Here is a 17411-nt window from a genome sequence, read left to right as displayed (position 1 = left end):
CCCAAGCCCGCCCTGAACGCCAAGCCAGACGATCCACGCCAAAGGCAGCAATCCCGCCAGATAAACCGCACCGGGCGGCACGCGGCGAAACGCGCCGCTAAGTGAGGCTGCCATCTGCATCAGTAGTTCTTCGCCAGATCCATGCCCGAATACAGCCTCGCCACATGCTCGCCATAGCCGTTGAACATCTGCGTTGGCTTGCGCGGCGCAAAGATACCCGCGCCAATCACGCGTTCAGAGGCCTGGGACCAGCGCGGATGGTCCACTTCGGGGTTCACATTGGCATAGAAGCCGTATTCGCGCGGCTGGAGTTCCTTCCACGTCGTGCGCGGCTCCTGTTCGGTCAGCTCGATCTTCACGATGCTCTTGATCGACTTGAAGCCGTATTTCCACGGCACGACAAGGCGGATCGGCGCGCCGTTCTGCTTCGGCATCTCTTCACCGTAAAGGCCGGTGGCCAGAATCGTCAGCGGGTGCATCGCCTCGTCCAGCCGCAATCCCTCGACATAGGGCCAGTCGATTCCCCCGGATTGCTGGCCCGGCATCTCATGCGGGCGATGAAGCGTGGTGAAGGCCACATATTTCGCGGAAGGCTTCACGCCCACACGCTCCAGCAGCGCGGCAAGTTCGAACCCGATCCACGGCACCACCATCGACCACGCCTCGACGCAGCGCAGGCGGTAGATCCGTTCCTCAAGCGTGACGGGCTTGAGGATATCGTCAAGCGGATAGCTTCCCGGCCGCTCCACCAGGCCACCGATCTCGATCGACCAGGGGTCCACGGTCAGCTTGCCCGCATGGCGCATCGGATCGCCCTTGTCCCAGCCGAATTCGTAGAAATTGTTGTAGGTGGTGATTTCCTTGAAGGTGTTTGGCGGGGCATCCGTGGAATAGATCGAGGGCTTCGCAACCACCTTGGCCGCCGAAGGGTCGGCGATAGCGCCCGCAAACACCGCCGCGCCCGCCCCCGCCATCAGCGCGCGCCGGGTCAGGTAATGGGATTTCGGCGTTACTTCCGACCAGCCCGGGCTGTGCCATTTGCGCAAAGTCATTATCTTCTCCTTGCCTTGCCTTGGTTCATTTAGCGCCGTTTCACCGGCCTTCCCCTCACAATACGTTGACGAGTCGGCGTTGTTACCACTTTGCAGGAAAAGGTTTTGCCGTCACAGTCCGCACCGGAACCCCGCCGCGCCGAAGGGCCCGGCCCGACACCAGGGAGAACCCATGAATATCAGATTTCTTGCAAGCCTCGTCATTGCCGGATTCGGCGCATCGGCCGCCGCCGCGCAGGACGCCCATGTCTGGCAGGTCGAGGATAGTTTCGAGAATGTCACCTTCGCGGTCGAGAATGCCATCATCGGCCAGGGCCTCGTCATCGACCATGTCAGCCATACCGGCGAGATGCTGGAACGCACAAAGGCCGATGTCGGGGCAACGCGGACGATCTTCACCGCGGCCGACATCTATTCCTTCTGCTCGGCCACCGTTTCGCGCGCCGTGATGGAGGCCGACCCCACAAACGTGCAATTCTGCCCTTACGGGATCTTTGTCTATGAAACCCCCGAAGCGCCCGGCACGGTCACGGTGGGGTTCCGCGACTATCCCGAAGGACCGATGGACCAGGTTGAGGCACTTCTGTCCGATATCGTGGCCGAAGCCCTCATGCTGGAAGACTAGACGCCGCGCCCCGGCCCTTTGGCCGGGGCACCCGCGACAAGGCCGCATCGCTGCGTTGATCTGGACAGACCGGCGCTTCGTCTCTATCTCAGGACGACCATGGCCAAGAAATCCGACCCCAATTCCAAGCTGATCGCCGAAAACCGGCAGGCGCGCTACCACTACGCGATCGAGGACGACCTCGAGGCGGGCATCGTGCTGACCGGGTCAGAGGTGAAATCGCTGCGCACAGGCCAGTCCAATATCGCCGAAAGCTATGCCAGCGTCGAAGGCGGAGAGCTGTGGCTGATCAACTCCTATATTGCGGCCTACAAACAGGCCGGCGTCTTCGGACATGAGGAACGCCGCCGGCGCAAGCTTCTGGTCTCGAAGAAGGAACTCTCGCGGCTTTGGAACGCCGTGGGGCGCGAGGGCATGACCCTGATTCCCCTGTCGATGTATTTCAACGATCGCGGGCGGGTAAAGCTGAAGCTCGGCATCGCCAAGGGCAAGAAGGTCGCCGACAAGCGCGAAACCGAGGCGAAGCGCGACTGGAACCGCCAGAAACAGCGCTTGCTTAAGCAAGGCGGCTGACCCCTCCCCAAGGGCATCCGGACTTGCCCGCCCGCCCCATCCCCGCTATGCAAAAAACCGTTGAGCGGAGGGCACAGGATGGCCATGGACGACCCAAAGACACTGGTTTCAACCGACTGGCTGGAAGCGCATCTGAAAGATCCGGATCTGCGCATTCTCGACGGCTCGTGGTTCCTGCCCGTGATGGAGCGCGACGCGAAGGCCGGCTATGCCGAGGCCCATATTCCCGGCGCGCGCTTCTTCGACATTGACGACATCGCCGACAGCCGCTCGGATCTGCCGCATATGGCCCCCCCGGTCGAGAAGTTCATCAGCCGCATGCGCGCCATGGGCGTGGGCGACGGCCATCAGGTCGTGGTCTACGATCAGGCGGGAATCTTTTCGGCCCCGCGCGTGTGGTGGCTGTTCCGCCTGATGGGCAAGTCCGACATTGCCGTTCTGGATGGCGGGCTGCCGAAATGGGTGGCCGAGGGGCGCGAAACCGAGGACATGCCCCCCATGATGCGTGACCGCCACATCACCGTGCAGCGCCAAGCAAACCTGGTGAAGGATGTCACGCAGGTGGCCCATGCCTCGAAGCTGGGCGATCACGAAATCATCGACGCCCGCGCCCATGGCCGCTTCATCGGCCAGGACCCCGAGCCCCGCCCCGGCCTGCGCAAGGGACATATCCCCGGCTCGAAGAACGTTCCCTGGAGCGATCTTCTGGAGCAGGACGGCACGATGAAATCACCCGAGGCCCTGAAGGCGCTGTTCACATCCGCCGGGGTCGACCTGTCGAAACCCGCGATCTGCAGCTGCGGCTCGGGCGTCAATGCCGCAATGCTGTCGCTTGCGCTGGAACGCATCGGCCACCGCAACCACGCGGTCTATGACGGATCCTGGGCGGAATGGGGCATGTTCAACGACCTGCGCGTCGCAACCGGAGAAGCATGATGTTCAACACCCTCAAACCGCAGGCCCCCGACAAGATCCTGGCGCTGATGGGGCAGTTCAAGGCCGATCCGCGGCCGGGCAAAATCGACCTTGGCGTGGGCGTCTACAAGGATGCCGATGGCCACACCCCGGTCATGCGCGCGATCAAGGCCGCCGAACAGCAGCTTTGGCAAAGCGAAACCACCAAGACCTACACCGCCCTTGCGGGCGAGCCGGCCTTCCATGCCGCGATGGCGGGCATGGTGCTGGGCGCCGATTACCCGAAGGACCGCGTCTCGGCGCTTGCCACGGTGGGCGGCACCGGCGCCTGCCGGCAGGGGTTCGAGCTGGCGCGCCTTGCCAATCCGGGCTGCACGATCTGGGTGTCGGACCCGACCTGGCCGAACCATCTGTCGATCCTTGCCTTCATGAAGCAGGACTACAAGACCTATCGCTATTTCGACAACGCGACCCGCTCGGTCAGCTTCGATGCGATGCTCGCGGATCTGGCCGCGGTGAAGGCGGGTGACGTGGTCTTGCTGCATGGCTGCTGCCACAACCCCACGGGGGCGAACCTGACACTGGAACAGTGGTCCGCCGTGGCCGATCTGCTGGCCGCAAAGGGTGCGGTCCCGATGATCGACCTGGCCTATCAGGGCTTTGGTGACGGGCTCGAGGCCGATGCGGCCGGCACCCGCCTGATCGCCAGCCGCCTGCCCGAGGTGATCATCGCGGCCTCCTGCTCGAAGAATTTCGGCATCTACCGGGAACGCACCGGCATCCTTCTTGTGCTGTCCGATGCCGCCGCGCGCGATGTCACGCAGGGCACGCTGGCCTATCTGAACCGTCAGACCTATTCCTTCGCGCCCGACCACGGCGCGCGCCTGGTGACCATGGTGCTGACCGATCCCGCGCTGCGCGCCGATTGGGAGGCGGAACTGGAAGAGGTGCGGGGCGGCATGCTGGGCCTGCGCGAACAGCTTGCGGCCGAGCTGCGCCAGCTGTCGAATTCCGACCGCTTCGACTTTGTCGCCCAGCATCGCGGCATGTTCTCGCGCATCGGCGCCACCGCCGAACAGGTCGAGAAGATGCGCGTCGACGACGCGATCTACATGGTGGGCGATTCGCGGCTGAACATCGCGGGGCTGAACACGAAGTCGGTGCCGGTCCTTGCCCGCGCGATCATCGCCGCGGGCGTCTGATCCTTCCTCCCGACACGAAAGAAGGCCCGGAGATTTCTCCGGGCCTTCTGCATTCCTGCGGCGCGACCTCAGCCCTTGGCGAATTCGGGATAGGCTTCCATCCCCAGTTCCGCCTTGTCGAGGCCAAGATACTCGTCCTCGGCACTGGCGCGGATCCCCATCGTCGCCTTCAGGATAAACCAGACCACACCCGAGACGATGAAGGTGAACAGGCCCACCACCACGATCGAGGTCAGCTGCACCATCAGCGAGGCGTCGGGGTTGGTGAAGACCACCGCGATCGTGCCGTAGATGCCGCACACCAGGTGCACCGGGATCGCGCCCACCACGTCGTCGATCTTCAGCTTGTCCAGCAGCGGCACGGTCAGCACCACAAGGATGCCACCGAAGGCACCGATCAGCGTGGCCGAACCCAGCGTCGGCGTCAGCGGCTCGGCCGTGATCGAGACCAGACCGGCAAGCGCCCCGTTCAGCACCATCGTGAGGTCAGGCTTCTTGTACAGAAGCTGGGTCAGGACCAGCGCGGCAATCACGCCACCGGCCGCCGCGGCATTGGTGTTGGCGAAGATCCGGCTGATATCGGCCGCATCACCGATCGAGCCCATCGCAAGCTGCGAGGCGCCGTTGAAGCCGAACCAGCCCAGCCACAGGATGAACGTGCCCAGCGTGGCCAGCGACAGGTTGGAACCCGGCATCGCAACGACCTTGCCGTCCTTGTATTTGCCAAGGCGCGGGCCAAGGATCAGCACACCGGCAAGCGCCGCCCAGCCACCGACCGAATGCACGACGGTCGAGCCGGCGAAATCGAGGAAGCCCATCGCGTCAAGAAAACCGCCACCCCATTTCCACGACGCCTGGATCGGGTAGATCAGCGCGGTCAGCACCAGCGTGAAGGCCAGAAAGGGCCACAGCTTGATCCGCTCGGCCAGCGTGCCCGACACGATCGAGGCCGTGGTGGCGCAGAACATCACCTGGAAGAAGAAATCCGACCCGGTGGAGGCATAGCTGTAATCGTCGACCGCATCGGCCCCGACGCCAACCGCTTCCAGCGCGGCCATGGCAAAGGCGCCAAGATAGCCGCCCGTCTCATCCGAACCGATCGACCAGTTGCCCAGCGGATACATCAGGTTGTAGCCGATCAGGTAATAGGCCGTGCAGGCAATGGCGAACAGCGCCACGTTCTTGAGAAGCTGCATCGTCACGTTCTTGGAGCGCACGAGCCCGGCTTCCAGCATGGCGAAACCGGCCGCCATCCAGAACACGAGGAAGCCGCCGATCAGGAAGAGAAGCGAGTTCAGGATCCAGACCACATCGGTCGGAACCGCCGAGGCGACCACCGCTTCCGCGGCATCGGCGGCAGGCGTCGCATCCTGCGCAAGCGCCGGCATTGCCAGGAACGCAGCCGCGACGGCAAGGCCAGAGATATTCTTAATCTTGTTCATGTCCATTTCCCCTGCTCCGTCACGTCAAAGCGCATCGTCGTTGGTTTCGCCGGTGCGCACGCGCATTGCCTGCGCCACGTCCAGCACGAAGATCTTTCCGTCACCGATCTTGTTGGTTTTCGCGGTCCGGTGGATCGTCTCGATCACCTCGTCGGCCAGATTGTCGGCCACCACGATCTCAAGCTTCACCTTCGGCACGAAGTTCACCGCATATTCCGCACCGCGATAGATCTCGGTATGGCCCGACTGCGCGCCGAACCCCTTGATTTCCGTCACCATCATGCCCCGCACGCCGATGGTGGTAAGCGCCTCGCGCACCTCCTCGAGCTTGAATGGCTTGATCGCTGCAATGATGAGTTTCACGTCGTCATCCCTTTCATTGTCGCCCCGTTCTCGACACCGGCAACGGCATCGCACAGGCGAAGGAGGCGCTTTTCGCACCTGCAGCACAAGAAAACGCGATCCGGAATTCGGCGGAAAACGCGCGCGGTTGCACAATTTTTGCACTAATGCGCATGACTGCACGGTTTTTGGGCGGCAACAAAACCGAATCGTGATCCGAACCTGCTCCACATCACCGGTGGGGCGGTGTAGTGTGCCGGGCAAAACAACAGGCATCGGAACGGTAACTCATGGCGGGAACGGGTGGGCGGCGCGGCCCTCTGGTGGCGGATAAGCGGTATCCGGCGAAACCGGCAAGCAAGCCCAGATCCAGAAGCACCGGCGCAGGCAGCGGCGGCAAACCGGGTGGCGGACGCCCCCCGCGGCGCAAACGCGCCCGCACGCCGCGCAAGCACGGCCTTTTCGTCGGCGCGATCCTTGGCCTGTTCCGGCTGATCTGGCGCATCGTCTGGGGCGTCGGCTGGCGCACGGCCTTCGTGCTTGGCCTCGTGCTGGGGCTGGCCACGCTCTATTTCTATTCGACCCTGCCCGAGATGACCGCCCTTCTCGATGGCCGCCATCGCGGGTCGGTCACGCTTCTGGACCGCAACGGCAAGGTCTTTGCCTGGCGCGGCGAAACCTTCGGCGGGCAGATCACGGCGGCCAATGTCTCGCCCCATCTCAAGAACGCGGTGGTCGCAACCGAGGACAAGCGCTTCTACCGCCACGCGGGCATCTCTCCGCGCGGGATCGCCGGCGCGATCCGCATCAACCTGTCCGAAGGGCGCGGCCCGTTTTCGGGCAATGGCGGCTCGACCATCACGCAGCAGGTGGCGAAGCTTCTGTGCCTCGGCGTCGAATACGACCCCAAGATCTGGAAGACCGAAGCCGCCTATGAGGACGATTGCCGTTCCGGCGGACTGAAGCGCAAGATCAAGGAGATCCCCTACGCCCTTGCCATGGAGCTGAAATACTCCAAGGACGACATCCTGACGATCTATCTCAACCGCGCCTATATGGGCGCGGGCGCGCGCGGGTTCGAGGCCGCGGCGCAGCGTTACTTCGGGATTTCGGCGGCGAATGTGAACCCGCAGCAGGCGGCGATGCTGGCGGGGCTGCTCAAGGCGCCCTCGCGCTTTGCGCCCACCACGAACCTCGAACGCAGCCAGGACCGCGCGGGCATGGTGCTGGCCCTGATGCGGGACGAAAACTACCTGACCGCCGAGCAGCATGCCGCCGCGAAGGCCAATCCCGCCACCCTGTCCGAGGCCGCGCAGAAACGCGCGGGCGGCTATTTCGCCGATTGGGTGATGGATGCCGCCCCCGATTTCCTGACCACCGAGACGACCGAGGATGTCATCATCAACACCACGCTGGACCAGCGCCTTCAGGCGGCCGCGGAATCCGCCCTGGCCGAGGTGTTCGAGACCAAGGTCAAGGAAGGCTCCGAGGCCGAGGCGGCCGTCGTGGTGATGTCGTCGGACGGGGCGGTGCGCGCCATGGTGGGCGGGCGCAAGACGAAAGTGTCCGGCGCCTTCAACCGCGCGACCCAGGCGCGCCGGCAGACCGGATCCACGTTCAAGCCCTTCGTCTATGCCGCCGCGCTCGACATGGGCTATACCCCCGACACGATCGTCGAGGATGCGCCGCTGACCATCAACGTCCGCGGCTCGGGCCCCTGGTCGCCCAAGAACTACAGCCGGGAATATCGCGGTCCGATCACGCTGACCGAGGCCCTGGCCAATTCGGTGAACACGGCGACCGTGCGGGTGTCCGAAGCGGTGGGCCGCGATGCGGTGCGCCAGGTCGCGGGCGATTTCGGCTTTGCCTCGGATCTGGCCGACGGGCCCGCGCTTGCGCTTGGCGTGTCGGAATCGACGCTTCTGGAAATGACCGGCGCCTTTGCGGGCATTCTCAACGGCGGCTCCTCGGTGCGGCCCTACGGCCTGACCGAGCTGCGCCTGAAAGACGAGCAAGAGCCGCTGTTCGGCGCCGGTGGCGGGATCGGAGAGCGCGTAATCTCGCAAAAGGCCGCGCGAGAGCTGACCTACATGATGCATCAGGTCGTGTCCGCCGGAACCGGCGGCCGGGCCCGGCTGCCCGATCGCCAGGCGGCGGGCAAGACGGGCACCACGCAGGCCGCGCGCGATGCCTGGTTCATCGGCTTCACCGCCGATTATGTGACGGGCGTCTGGATGGGCTACGACGACAACCGCCCGCTCTCGGGCGTGACCGGCGGCGGGCTGCCCGCCGATATCTGGCGCGAGGTGATGGTGCGCGTGGAAGAGGGGCTTCCCGCAACCGCCCTGCCGATGGCCGACCCGTCCGAATGGCGCACCACCGCGCCGCAATATGGCGGCCAGGTCTACAGCGCCGGGGACCCGGCCCCGGTTGCACCGCAGCCGCAACAGACGCGCGAGCCCGATATTGCTGAACGCATCCTGCGCGAGGTGCTGGGGGTTCTGGGGGGCAACTGAGCCGCCCCCCGCAAGCGGGCGGGCTTAGCCCGCGCTTTTCAGATCCTGGATCAGCTGGTCGATATTGCCGCGCCGGCGGTCCAGCATCGCGCCGACCTCGATGCGCTCCGAGGCGCGCATGTTCACGCCTTCGATGATGATGTTGAAGAACAGGTGCTTGCCGGATTTGTCCGACACATGCCACAGCACCTCGAACGGGGATTCGCCGCGCATATAGGCGATCGACTTCACCTCGTAGAAGCTTTTCACCGGCCGCACGCCCGTCACCTCGAAGCGCGAGCCCTGGAATTCGCGGAAGCGCCGCCCGTATTTGCGCGAGATATAGCCCCGGAACGCGGTGGTGAAGGCCGCCATCTGCGCCGACGAGGCCCCCCGCGCCGCAACCCCCAGCGCCGAGCGCGCGATCACCGGAACATCGGCATAGCGCACGAAGATCCGCTCGAAATCCGCGTAAAGCGCCGCGCCGCTCTTGCCCGAGGCGATGGCCGCGTTCACTTCGCCCAGGGCGGTGTCGATCAGCTGGCGGGCCTGCGAATCGCTCAGCGCGAAGGCCGGCATGGGCGCCATGCTCAGCGCCAGACCGCCGCCGATCATGCCAAGCGCCGCGCGGCGCGTCGGGTTACTGGCCGTAGGGGTCCGCATATGGGTCATAGGCATCCTCGTCATTCTCAACCTGCATTCCAAGCTCGAACCGCCGGTTCTGCAAATACAGCAGGCGGGTCTGGGCATAGCTATCAGCACTCTCGTGCAGGATCGAATCAACTGTGTCGCCAAACCGCAGCCGATCACTGATTTTTGAGCCGATCTTGGCCGCGGTCGCAATCTTGGCATCGTCGCCGTCCAGCACGAAGCCCATCGGGTCGATCAGGCTGTCGACGACCTTGCCGGCAAGGTCACGCTCGGTCGAGGGGCCCAGGATGGGCAACTCCAGATAGGCACCCTCGCCTGCGCCCCAGACATGCAGCGTCTCACCGAAATCGGTATCCGATTCGGGCAGGCCAAAGGACGACCCCGCCGGATCGAACAGCCCCGCAACGCCAAGGGTCGAGTTGATCACGAAGCGGAACGAATTGCTCAGCGCCGGTTCCGGCCGCCCTTGCAGCAGCGAATTCAGAACCTTGCCCGGCAAGCCAAGGTTACCCCCGAAATTCGACACTGTGCGCAGCACCGGCTCGGGGATCGCGTCCTTCTTGTTTCCGCCCGAAAACAGGGCCTTGTCCACCGATTTGTTGAACGCATGCACCTTGCGGTTCTCGGCCTCGTAGGGATCATGCACGCCCGATGCGGGCGGCGGCGCGGTGCACCCCGACAGGACGGCCGCGACAAGCACAGGGCCAAGAACTGGAAGGGCACGGGAAAACATCTGGCTTGGCAATCGACTGTCTCGTCTTTACGGCCCGGCATGCGGTGGCTGGCCTGGTTGCGGCGTTCGAAAGTGGCTGGTCCTTTGCCTAACTAGCGGTCAGCGCGTCCGGAAACAAGTCTGGCACCCATGACCTGCCTAGAGCCTGTCGAGAAGCGTGCGCGTCGGCCACGCATCGGGCGGCAGGCCCAACCGGCCCTGCTCTTTCTGCACCGCGTCGCGGGTGCGCGCGCCCAATATCCCGTCAATCGCCCCCACATCATGCCCGCGCGCCGCCAGCTTGCGCTGAAGCGCCTTCATCTGCGCATCCCCAAGCGCCGCCTCCGGATTGCCGGGACGGAAGGGGGGGGCGCCCTCAAGCCGGGTGGCGAAATAGGCCGCGGTGGTCACATAGACGAAGCTCTTGTTCCATTCGAACAGCACCTCGAAATTCGGATAGACCATGAAGGCGGGGCCCTTGCGCCCCATCGGCAGCAAGACCGATCCCTGCAAATGCGGCGCAAGCGCGCCGTCGCGGGCACGCACCCCCATGCGCGCCCATTCCGCGGTGGGCAGGCGGGTCGTCAGCCCGGTCCGCGACCAGTCGAGGGTTTCCGGCACCGTGATCTCCTGCATCCAGGGTTCGCCCGCGCGCCACCCCAGATCCGCAAGCATCTTCGCCCCCGACATCAGCGCATCCGCCGACGAGGTCTTGAGCGTGACATGCCCGTCACCATCCCCGTCGATCCCGTTATGCAGTATGTCGAGCGGCAGCATCTGCACCTGCCCGATCTCTCCGGCCCAGGCGCCCGTCGTGCCGGCCGGGTCGAAATCGCCGCGCGCGTGCAGCCGCATCGCCGCAATCACCTGCGGGCGGAACAGCTCTGGCCGGCGGCAATCATGCGCCAGTGTCACCAGCGCATCGCGCGTGTTGAAATCGCCCTGCACCTGGCCGTAATCGGTCTCAAGCGCCCAGAAGGCCAGAAGAACCCCGCGCGACACACCGTATTCGGCCTGAATTCGGTCGAAAATCCTGTCGTGCCGCTTCGCATTGGCCGCGCCGTTATTCATCCGGTTCTGCGAGATGACGGCCTTGGCGAAATCGGCGAAGGTCTTGCGAAAGACCCCCTGAGAGCGGTCGGCCTTCAGCACGCGCGCGTTCTGACGCACACCCCGGAAGAACGTGTCGACCTGCGCGGGCGGCAGCCCGGCGGCGCGCGCCTCGGCCTTGAGTCCTTCGACGAACGCTCCGAAATCGCCCCCGCAGGCGGCCTGGGCCCCGCCGGGAATCAGCATGGACAGGCACAGGGCAAGTAACAGACGCATCGGGCAACTCCGCAAACAATGGGCCGCCTGGCGCGGCCTTCGGGACAATCTTCGCAACAATGGCCGCCGCGACATGCCGCCGGGGGGGGCTGTCACAGAGGATTCTTGAAAGGTTAACTTGATTTTTGCCTTTGCGCACGCATCCTTGGACATGCGGCCGCCACACCATCAGGAGGGGATGATGGAAGTCCTGCCCAAAGAGGTTCTTCTTGCGCTGAAAGAGGCACGCAGCCGCGACGCCCGGCAACGCGCGCGCCTCAGCGTGCATGCCGCAGGCTCTGTCTGGCCGATCCTGCGCCGCTGGCGGGGCGGGTTCAGCCTCGATGCCGCCCAGGTCAGCCAGTTGCGCGGCCTGGTCGAGATTCACGAAGGCAGCCGCCACATCCTGACCAGCCTGATCGTCGCCTCCGAGATCGAGGGGGACGAACTGATCTGCACCGTCAAGCGCGAAACCGCCGTGACCGACCGTCCCGCGCTGGATTTCGTGCGCAACGAGAACGCCCCCGCCGCGCTTTTGCCACGGCTGTAGGGCGAGTGGGGCGGCACCCCTATTGAAGGTCGGAAAATGCCTCCTGCAACCTTGCAACCGCCTCCTGCACGCGGGCGCGCGGGGTGGCAAGGTTGAAACGCAGGAACGACTCGCCCCCAGTCCCGAAGCTTGGCCCGTGATTGACGGCGACCTTCGCGCCCTTCTCGACCCGCGCGGTGAATTCGTCCCGCGCCATGCCGGTCCCGGCGAAATCGACCCAGGCCAGATATGTCGCCTCGAGCGGCATCGAATGCACGCCTGGAATCGCGGCGATCCCTGCATCGAACACCTGACGGTTGCCGTCGAGATAGCCGATCAGCGCATCCAGCCACGCCGCGCCCTCGGCCGAGTAGGCCGCCGTCGCCATCGCCAGCCCGAAACTGTTGGGAGAGATCCCCAGCGCCGCCATCCGCCCCCCGAACCGCTGGCGCAGCGCCGGATCGGGAATGATAACATTGCCCGAATGCGTGCCCGCGATGTTGAACGTCTTGGTGGTGGCCGACATCATGACCAGCCGGTCCAGAATGTCGGGACAGGCCGTCGCCATGACCTGATGGCGATATCCCGGCATCACCAGATCGTGGTGGATCTCGTCCGAGACCAGGATCAGATCGTGGCGCTTGCAGAATTCGGCCGTGGCGCGCAGCTCTTCCGCGCTCCAGACCCGGCCGCCCGGATTGTGCGGCGAACACAGGATCAGCATCTTCTCGGCGCCGGTCATCTGCGCGTCCCATGCGTCGAAATCCATCTCGTAGCGGCCGCCGGCATTCTTCAGCGGGCATTCCACCACCTGCCGCCCCGCCGCTTTGATCACGCGCGCGAAGGCGTGATAGACCGGCGTCATCAGGACCACGCCATCGCCGGGGCTGGTGAAACTGTCCACGCAAAGCGCCGTGCCGTTGACCAGCCCGTGGGTGGTGAAGATCCAGTCCCGCTCGACCGCCCATCCGTGGCGGGTCTGCATCCACCAGCGAACCGCATCAAGATAGGCAGCGTCGTCGCCCCAGTAACCGTAGACACCATGCGCGGCCATCGCCTCAACCGCCCGCTGCACCGATTGCGGAGGGCGGAAATCCATATCGGCCACCCACATGGCGATGCCGTCCCTCGGGCTGACGCCATAGATCGGCTCCATACCGTCCCATTTCGAGGAATGGGTGCCCACGCGGTTGATGATCTCGTCGAAATCCGGGGTATTGGTCATGCTGGCGGTGCCCTGTCTGATGCTGCGCGAATGCAATGTTCTATATTTGATGTATATTTCAGTATTATGTTCCAGTAAATCTATACAGTGTGGAATTATATCCCGATATAATAATCATAATGGGAATGATGTTCCAGAACCCCGCCGCCATTGCACGAAAGCCCCCCTTCGCCTAAATCAACCCCATGACCATTCGCTCGATCCTGATCCATCCCGATCCGAGGCTCAAGAAGCTTTGCGACCCCGTCGCCGCGATAGACGACGATATCCGCAAGCTGGCCGACGACATGCTGGCCACGATGTATGACGCGCCCGGCGTCGGCCTTGCCGCGCCGCAGGTCGGTGTGCTCAAGCGCATCTTCGTGATGGATTGCACCAAGGACAAGGGCGCAGCCCCGCAGCCCACCGTGCTGATCAACCCCGAGATCACCTGGACCTCGGAGGAAAGCAACACCTATGAGGAAGGCTGCCTCTCCATCCCCGAGCAATATGCCGAGGTCACCCGCCCCGCCGAGGTGCGCATGCGGTGGCTGGGGCTTGACGGCCGGACGCATGAGGAACAGTTCGACGCGCTCTGGGCCACCTGCGCCCAGCATGAGCTGGATCACCTGAACGGCAGGCTGTTCATCGACCATCTCGGCCCGCTGAAGCGCCAGATGATCACCCGCAAGATGGAAAAGCTGAAACGCGAACGCGCCCGCGAGGCGCATGCCCGGGCCTGAGCGTGGCGGTCCTGCCGATCCTGACCTGGCCCGATCCGCGCCTGTCGCGGCGCGCCGATCCGGTCGCGGCCGTCACGCCGGAGATTCGCCGCCTGGCCCGTGACATGCTCGACACCATGTATGACGCGCCCGGCCGCGGGCTGGCGGCGCCGCAGGTCGGCGCGATGCTACGCCTGTTCGTGATGGACACCACCTGGAAGGACGGCGCGCGCACGCCCGTCGTGGCCCTCAACCCCGAGATCCACCCCGCCAGCGACGAGCTTCTGACCCGCGAAGAGGGTTGCCTGTCGCTGCCCGGCCTCCTGGCCGAGGTGACGCGCCCCGCCGCCGTCACCATGCGCTGGAGCGATCTTGACGGATGCCTGCACGAAGCCCGCTTCGACGGCTTCGCCGCCGCCTGCGTGCAGCACGAGACCGATCACCTGAACGGGGTCGTGACGCTCGATCACCTCTCCCCCCACGCCCGCGCCCGGGCCGAAGCCGAATATTCCGCATGACCGTCCGCCCCTTCATCCCCTATGAGGACCGCCGCCTGCACAGCGCCGCGGCCCCCGTCGACAGCATCACCGAAACCGTCCGCATGATCTGGGACGACATGATCGACACGATGGAGGCGATGCCCGGCGTCGGCCTTGCCGCGCCGCAGATCGGCATCATGATGCGCCTTGCGGTGATCGACGCCTCCGACAAGCGCGGCCAGGCCGTGAAGATGGCCAACCCCGAGGTGCTTCACGCCTCGGTCCACCGGCGCAAATACGAAGAGGCCAGCCCGAACCTGCCCGGCGTCTCGGCCGCCATCGAACGGCCCCGCGCCGTCACCGTGCGCTTCCTCAACGAGATGAACGAGATCGAGGAACGCGATTTCGTCGGCCTCTGGGCCACCTCGGTGCAACACCAGATCGACCACCTGAACGGCAAGACCTTCGTCGATCACCTCTCGCCGCTGCGGCGCAAGATGCTGGTGCAGAAGTCACGGAAGGGCACGCGATGAAAGTGATATTCATGGGCACGCCCGATTTTTCGGTCCCCGTGCTCGACGCCCTTGCGCGCGAACACGAAATCCTTGCCGTCTATTGCCAGCCCCCGCGCCCGGCAGGCCGCGGCAAGAAAGACCGCCCCTCCGCGGTGCAGGCCCGCGCCGAGGCGCTAGGCCTTCCCGTGCGCCACCCGCGCAGCCTGAAGGAGGCCGGCGAACAGGCCGCCTTCGCCGCCCTCGGGGCCGATGTTGCGGTGGTCGTGGCCTATGGCCTGATCCTGCCGCAGACCGTTCTCGATGCGCCCGTGCACGGCTGCCTGAACATCCACGCCTCGCTCCTGCCCAGATGGCGCGGCGCCGCACCGATCCACCGCGCGATCATGGCCGGGGATGCCGAAACCGGCATCTGCATCATGCAGATGGAGGCCGGCCTCGATACCGGCCCGGTGCTCCTGCGCGAAACCACCCCGATCGGCGCAACCGAAACCACGGGCGAGCTGCACGACCGGCTCAGCGCAACCGGCGCAAGGCTCATCCTCGACGCGCTCGCCAACCTGCCGGACCTGCGCCCCGAACCCCAGCCCGCCGAGGGCGTCAGCTACGCCGCCAAGATCGACAAGGCCGAGGCCCGCATCGACTGGACCCGCCCGGCCGCCGATCTGGTGCGCCATATCAACGGCCTCTCGCCCTTCCCCGGCGCCTTCAGCGAAATCGGCGGCGAACGCGTGAAGCTCCTGCGCGCCGCCCCGGCCCGCGGACAGGGCACCCCCGGTCAGGTTCTCGAAGGCTTCACGATCGCCTGCGGCACGGGCGCGCTCGAAATCCTGCAAGCACAGCGCGAAGGCAAGAAACCCATGCCCGCGGCCGAAATCCTGCGCGGCATGACATTGCCCCCGACCCTCGGCTAGGCCTTCATCTTCGCAAAAATATCCCACGGGGGTCCGGGGGTGTGAACCCCCCGGCCGCGCCGCCCTTTCCAAGCCGCCCCCGATCGCCCATAGTCCTGCCAGGAGGTGCCATGCAGATCGTCGCACTCATCATCATCGGCGCGGCCGCCGGCTTCATTGCAACCCGCGCCATGCGGATGGAAACCGACATGCTGACCACCATCGCCATCGGCATCATCGGCGCATTGATCGGCGGAATAACATTGCGCATCCTGCTCACGATCACCGGCTGGATGTCTGGCTTCGTCGGGGCGGTGCTGGGCGCGATGGCGCTGATCTGGCTCTGGCGGCGCTACGGGCCGAAATAGGGGGCGCAAGGATGGGAGCATTGCTTGGCTTTGCAGGGCTTGCCGGGGCCCGCCTCGCGCTTTGGGCCTTCACACTGGCGCTCTGGCTGATTACGCGGCCCGGGGGCTGGGCCGTTCTTGCCGTCGCGGCCCTCGTCGCGGTCAGGCTCCTGCCCGAAAATTCCACACCATGATCCTTTTCGCCCCCCGTTTCACACTGCATAATATCCCTGTTCAACGCCGGAGATTTTCATGAGATTCGAAGACCTGATCGGCGACAACGCCGTTTTCCTGGCGATCGCCGCCTTCCTCATCCTGGCGATCTTCCTTGGCGTCCGCATCGTCCCGCAATCGGAAAAGCACGTCGTCGAACGCTTCGGCCGGCTGCGCGCCGTGCTTGGCCCCGGCATCAACTTCATCGTGCCCTTCCTCGACCGGGTCGCGCACAGGATCTCGGTGCTCGAACGCCAGCTTCCGACAAACAGCCAGGACGCGATCACCGCCGACAACGTGCTGCTCAAGGTCGACACCTCGGTCTTCTACCGCATCACGGAACCTGAAAAGACGGTCTACCGCATCCGCGACATCGACGCCGCCATCGCCACCACCGTGGCCGGGATCGTGCGCTCGGAAATCGGCCGGATGGAGCTGGACACCGTGCAATCCAACCGCTCCGCGCTGATCTCGACCATCCGCGAGAATGTCGCCAATGTCGTCGACGACTGGGGCATCGAGGTGACGCGCGCCGAAATCCTCGACGTGGATCTGGACGAGGCCACCCGCGCCGCCATGCTCCAGCAGCTCAATGCCGAACGCGCCCGCCGCGCCCAGGTGACCGAAGCCGAGGGCCGCAAGCGCGCGGTCGAACTGGCCGCCGATGGCGAGCTTTACGCCGCCGAGCAGAACGCCAAGGCCAAGCGCGTCCTTGCCGAGGCCGAGGCCTATGCCACCGGCGTCATCGCCGAAACGATCAAGGCCAACGGGCTTGAGGCCGCACAATATCAGGTGGCCCTGAGACAGGTCGACGCGATCGCCTCTGTGGCGCAGGGCGACGGCAAGCAGACCGTGATCCTGCCCGCCGCCGCGCTGGAAGCCTTTACCAACGCCTTCGGCCTTCTCAAGGGGAGGTCTTCGTGATGCTCTGGCAGCAACCCTGGATCTGGATCGCCGGCGGCGTGGTTCTGGCGGGGCTCGAGATGCTGGTGCCGGGCTTCATCCTTCTGGGCTTTGCCCTTGGCGCGATCCTTGTGGGCGTGATGCTCTGGATCGGGCTTCTGGGCGGCTCTCTACCCGCGCTTCTGGTGGTGTTCGCGGTGGCCTCGCTTGCCGCCTGGATCATCCTGCGCCGCGTGGTCGGCGTGCGCGAAGGCCAGACCAGGATCTGGGACCGGGACATCAACGAGAACTGAAG

General features: G+C 65.1%; 22 protein-coding genes (1 of these 22 cut by a window edge). 14 read left to right on the top strand and 8 right to left on the bottom strand.

Annotated features, from left to right (window positions below; all coding sequences use genetic code 11):
• Positions 1-114 carry the 5' portion of a protein-methionine-sulfoxide reductase heme-binding subunit MsrQ gene (gene msrQ, locus AC4PTO_RS00635; protein ID WP_492730941.1) on the bottom strand. The gene continues 474 nt to the left of window position 1, outside the view, so 114 of the gene's 588 nt are visible here — the first part of the coding sequence; it begins with the start codon at positions 112-114; its stop codon lies beyond the left edge, outside the window.
• Between the two features lie 5 nt (positions 115-119).
• The gene (msrP, locus tag AC4PTO_RS00630) at positions 120-1052 is read right to left on the bottom strand and encodes a protein-methionine-sulfoxide reductase catalytic subunit MsrP (protein ID WP_492730938.1); all 933 of its coding nucleotides are present in this window, start codon (positions 1050-1052) and stop codon (positions 120-122) included.
• A 172-nt stretch (positions 1053-1224) separates the two neighbouring features.
• Here msrP and AC4PTO_RS00625 point away from each other — a divergent pair, with 172 nt between their 5' ends.
• The 4 genes from AC4PTO_RS00625 (at position 1225) to AC4PTO_RS00610 (ending at position 4367) form a co-directional block, all read left to right on the top strand.
• On the top strand, positions 1225-1677 hold the full coding sequence (locus AC4PTO_RS00625) for a DUF302 domain-containing protein (protein ID WP_492730935.1): 453 nt from the start codon (positions 1225-1227) through the stop codon (positions 1675-1677).
• Between the two features lie 99 nt (positions 1678-1776).
• Positions 1777-2250, top strand: a complete 474-nt coding sequence (gene smpB / locus AC4PTO_RS00620; RefSeq protein ID WP_492730932.1) for an SsrA-binding protein SmpB — start codon at positions 1777-1779, stop codon at positions 2248-2250.
• A gap of 78 nt (positions 2251-2328) precedes the next feature.
• A complete protein-coding gene (gene sseA, locus AC4PTO_RS00615) occupies positions 2329-3186 on the top strand; it encodes a 3-mercaptopyruvate sulfurtransferase (RefSeq protein ID WP_492730928.1) in 858 nt (285 codons plus the stop codon).
• Positions 3186-4367, top strand: coding sequence for an amino acid aminotransferase (locus AC4PTO_RS00610; RefSeq protein WP_492730926.1), 1182 nt, complete (start codon positions 3186-3188; stop codon positions 4365-4367). The genes sseA and AC4PTO_RS00610 overlap by 1 nt, the downstream gene beginning before the upstream one ends.
• Before the next feature lie 68 nt (positions 4368-4435).
• Here the strand turns inward: AC4PTO_RS00610 and AC4PTO_RS00605 are convergent, their stop codons facing one another.
• Both AC4PTO_RS00605 and AC4PTO_RS00600 read right to left on the bottom strand, forming a co-directional pair.
• Positions 4436-5809, bottom strand: coding sequence for an ammonium transporter (locus tag AC4PTO_RS00605; RefSeq protein WP_492730925.1), 1374 nt, complete (start codon positions 5807-5809; stop codon positions 4436-4438).
• Positions 5810-5833: 24 nt separating this feature from the next.
• Positions 5834-6172 carry a P-II family nitrogen regulator gene (locus tag AC4PTO_RS00600; RefSeq protein WP_492730923.1) on the bottom strand — a complete coding sequence of 113 codons (339 nt, stop codon included), beginning with the start codon at positions 6170-6172 and terminating at the stop codon, positions 5834-5836.
• Positions 6173-6441: 269 nt separating this feature from the next.
• Between AC4PTO_RS00600 and AC4PTO_RS00595 the strand changes: the two genes are divergently transcribed.
• The gene (locus tag AC4PTO_RS00595; RefSeq protein WP_492730921.1) at positions 6442-8667 is read left to right on the top strand and encodes a transglycosylase domain-containing protein; all 2226 of its coding nucleotides are present in this window, start codon (positions 6442-6444) and stop codon (positions 8665-8667) included.
• Positions 8668-8691: 24 nt separating this feature from the next.
• On the opposite strand, the gene AC4PTO_RS00590 is transcribed toward AC4PTO_RS00595, so the two are convergent.
• From AC4PTO_RS00590 to AC4PTO_RS00580, 3 genes are all read right to left on the bottom strand, one after another.
• Positions 8692-9318 (bottom strand): MlaC/ttg2D family ABC transporter substrate-binding protein, encoded by a 627-nt coding sequence (locus AC4PTO_RS00590; protein ID WP_492730917.1) that lies wholly within the window; start codon positions 9316-9318, stop codon positions 8692-8694.
• Entirely contained in the window at positions 9287-10030 is a 744-nt protein-coding gene (locus AC4PTO_RS00585) for an MlaA family lipoprotein (protein WP_492730915.1), read from the bottom strand. The genes AC4PTO_RS00590 and AC4PTO_RS00585 overlap by 32 nt, the downstream gene beginning before the upstream one ends.
• Positions 10031-10168: 138 nt before the next feature.
• Entirely contained in the window at positions 10169-11335 is a 1167-nt protein-coding gene (locus tag AC4PTO_RS00580; protein ID WP_492730913.1) for a lytic murein transglycosylase, read from the bottom strand.
• 181 nt (positions 11336-11516) lie between these two features.
• Here AC4PTO_RS00580 and AC4PTO_RS00575 point away from each other — a divergent pair, with 181 nt between their 5' ends.
• Positions 11517-11864, top strand: coding sequence for a hypothetical protein (locus AC4PTO_RS00575; RefSeq protein WP_492730911.1), 348 nt, complete (start codon positions 11517-11519; stop codon positions 11862-11864).
• A 19-nt stretch (positions 11865-11883) separates the two neighbouring features.
• On the opposite strand, the gene AC4PTO_RS00570 is transcribed toward AC4PTO_RS00575, so the two are convergent.
• A complete protein-coding gene (locus AC4PTO_RS00570; protein ID WP_492730909.1) occupies positions 11884-13068 on the bottom strand; it encodes a MalY/PatB family protein in 1185 nt (394 codons plus the stop codon).
• 185 nt (positions 13069-13253) lie between these two features.
• Between AC4PTO_RS00570 and def (AC4PTO_RS00565) the strand changes: the two genes are divergently transcribed.
• The 8 genes from def (AC4PTO_RS00565) to AC4PTO_RS00530 all read left to right on the top strand — a co-directional run bounded on the left by def (AC4PTO_RS00565) (position 13254) and on the right by AC4PTO_RS00530 (position 17409).
• Positions 13254-13790: a peptide deformylase gene (gene def / locus AC4PTO_RS00565; RefSeq protein WP_492730908.1), complete on the top strand. Its 537-nt coding sequence runs from the start codon at positions 13254-13256 to the stop codon at positions 13788-13790.
• Positions 13791-13792: 2 nt separating this feature from the next.
• Positions 13793-14287, top strand: a complete 495-nt coding sequence (def, locus tag AC4PTO_RS00560; RefSeq protein ID WP_492730906.1) for a peptide deformylase — start codon at positions 13793-13795, stop codon at positions 14285-14287.
• The gene (gene def, locus AC4PTO_RS00555) at positions 14284-14781 is read left to right on the top strand and encodes a peptide deformylase (RefSeq protein ID WP_492730905.1); all 498 of its coding nucleotides are present in this window, start codon (positions 14284-14286) and stop codon (positions 14779-14781) included. Before def (AC4PTO_RS00560) ends, def (AC4PTO_RS00555) begins: the two co-directional genes overlap by 4 nt.
• Positions 14778-15674, top strand: coding sequence for a methionyl-tRNA formyltransferase (fmt, locus tag AC4PTO_RS00550; RefSeq protein WP_492730903.1), 897 nt, complete (start codon positions 14778-14780; stop codon positions 15672-15674). Before def (AC4PTO_RS00555) ends, fmt begins: the two co-directional genes overlap by 4 nt.
• A gap of 110 nt (positions 15675-15784) precedes the next feature.
• Positions 15785-16021: a GlsB/YeaQ/YmgE family stress response membrane protein gene (locus AC4PTO_RS00545; protein WP_492730901.1), complete on the top strand. Its 237-nt coding sequence runs from the start codon at positions 15785-15787 to the stop codon at positions 16019-16021.
• An 11-nt stretch (positions 16022-16032) separates the two neighbouring features.
• On the top strand, positions 16033-16194 hold the full coding sequence (locus AC4PTO_RS00540; RefSeq protein ID WP_492730899.1) for a hypothetical protein: 162 nt from the start codon (positions 16033-16035) through the stop codon (positions 16192-16194).
• 58 nt (positions 16195-16252) lie between these two features.
• Positions 16253-17137: an SPFH domain-containing protein gene (locus AC4PTO_RS00535; protein WP_492730897.1), complete on the top strand. Its 885-nt coding sequence runs from the start codon at positions 16253-16255 to the stop codon at positions 17135-17137.
• Positions 17137-17409, top strand: coding sequence for an NfeD family protein (locus tag AC4PTO_RS00530; protein ID WP_492730896.1), 273 nt, complete (start codon positions 17137-17139; stop codon positions 17407-17409). The genes AC4PTO_RS00535 and AC4PTO_RS00530 overlap by 1 nt, the downstream gene beginning before the upstream one ends.
• Positions 17410-17411: the final 2 nt, after the last annotated feature.

The organism is Rhodobacter maritimus (genome assembly GCF_058747975.1).
The sequence above is the reverse complement of the archived record's forward strand: the minus strand, read 5'-3'. Positions and strand labels throughout refer to the sequence as shown.

Excerpts from the sequence above, each read along its gene's own strand:
- msrP (WP_492730938.1), bottom strand. The coding sequence starts at position 1,052 with ATGACTTTGCGCAAATGGCACAGCCCGGGCTGGTCGGAAGTAACGCCG.
- AC4PTO_RS00625 (WP_492730935.1), top strand. The coding sequence starts at position 1,225 with ATGAATATCAGATTTCTTGCAAGCCTCGTCATTGCCGGATTCGGCGCA.
- smpB (WP_492730932.1), top strand. The coding sequence starts at position 1,777 with ATGGCCAAGAAATCCGACCCCAATTCCAAGCTGATCGCCGAAAACCGG.
- sseA (WP_492730928.1), top strand. The coding sequence starts at position 2,329 with ATGGCCATGGACGACCCAAAGACACTGGTTTCAACCGACTGGCTGGAA.
- AC4PTO_RS00610 (WP_492730926.1), top strand. The coding sequence starts at position 3,186 with ATGTTCAACACCCTCAAACCGCAGGCCCCCGACAAGATCCTGGCGCTG.
- AC4PTO_RS00605 (WP_492730925.1), bottom strand. The coding sequence starts at position 5,809 with ATGAACAAGATTAAGAATATCTCTGGCCTTGCCGTCGCGGCTGCGTTC.
- AC4PTO_RS00595 (WP_492730921.1), top strand. The coding sequence starts at position 6,442 with ATGGCGGGAACGGGTGGGCGGCGCGGCCCTCTGGTGGCGGATAAGCGG.
- AC4PTO_RS00590 (WP_492730917.1), bottom strand. The coding sequence starts at position 9,318 with ATGACCCATATGCGGACCCCTACGGCCAGTAACCCGACGCGCCGCGCG.
- AC4PTO_RS00585 (WP_492730915.1), bottom strand. The coding sequence starts at position 10,030 with ATGTTTTCCCGTGCCCTTCCAGTTCTTGGCCCTGTGCTTGTCGCGGCC.
- AC4PTO_RS00580 (WP_492730913.1), bottom strand. The coding sequence starts at position 11,335 with ATGCGTCTGTTACTTGCCCTGTGCCTGTCCATGCTGATTCCCGGCGGG.
- AC4PTO_RS00575 (WP_492730911.1), top strand. The coding sequence starts at position 11,517 with ATGGAAGTCCTGCCCAAAGAGGTTCTTCTTGCGCTGAAAGAGGCACGC.
- AC4PTO_RS00570 (WP_492730909.1), bottom strand. The coding sequence starts at position 13,068 with ATGACCAATACCCCGGATTTCGACGAGATCATCAACCGCGTGGGCACC.
- def (WP_492730908.1), top strand. The coding sequence starts at position 13,254 with ATGACCATTCGCTCGATCCTGATCCATCCCGATCCGAGGCTCAAGAAG.
- def (WP_492730905.1), top strand. The coding sequence starts at position 14,284 with ATGACCGTCCGCCCCTTCATCCCCTATGAGGACCGCCGCCTGCACAGC.
- fmt (WP_492730903.1), top strand. The coding sequence starts at position 14,778 with ATGAAAGTGATATTCATGGGCACGCCCGATTTTTCGGTCCCCGTGCTC.
- AC4PTO_RS00545 (WP_492730901.1), top strand. The coding sequence starts at position 15,785 with ATGCAGATCGTCGCACTCATCATCATCGGCGCGGCCGCCGGCTTCATT.
- AC4PTO_RS00540 (WP_492730899.1), top strand. The coding sequence starts at position 16,033 with ATGGGAGCATTGCTTGGCTTTGCAGGGCTTGCCGGGGCCCGCCTCGCG.
- AC4PTO_RS00535 (WP_492730897.1), top strand. The coding sequence starts at position 16,253 with ATGAGATTCGAAGACCTGATCGGCGACAACGCCGTTTTCCTGGCGATC.
- AC4PTO_RS00530 (WP_492730896.1), top strand. The coding sequence starts at position 17,137 with ATGCTCTGGCAGCAACCCTGGATCTGGATCGCCGGCGGCGTGGTTCTG.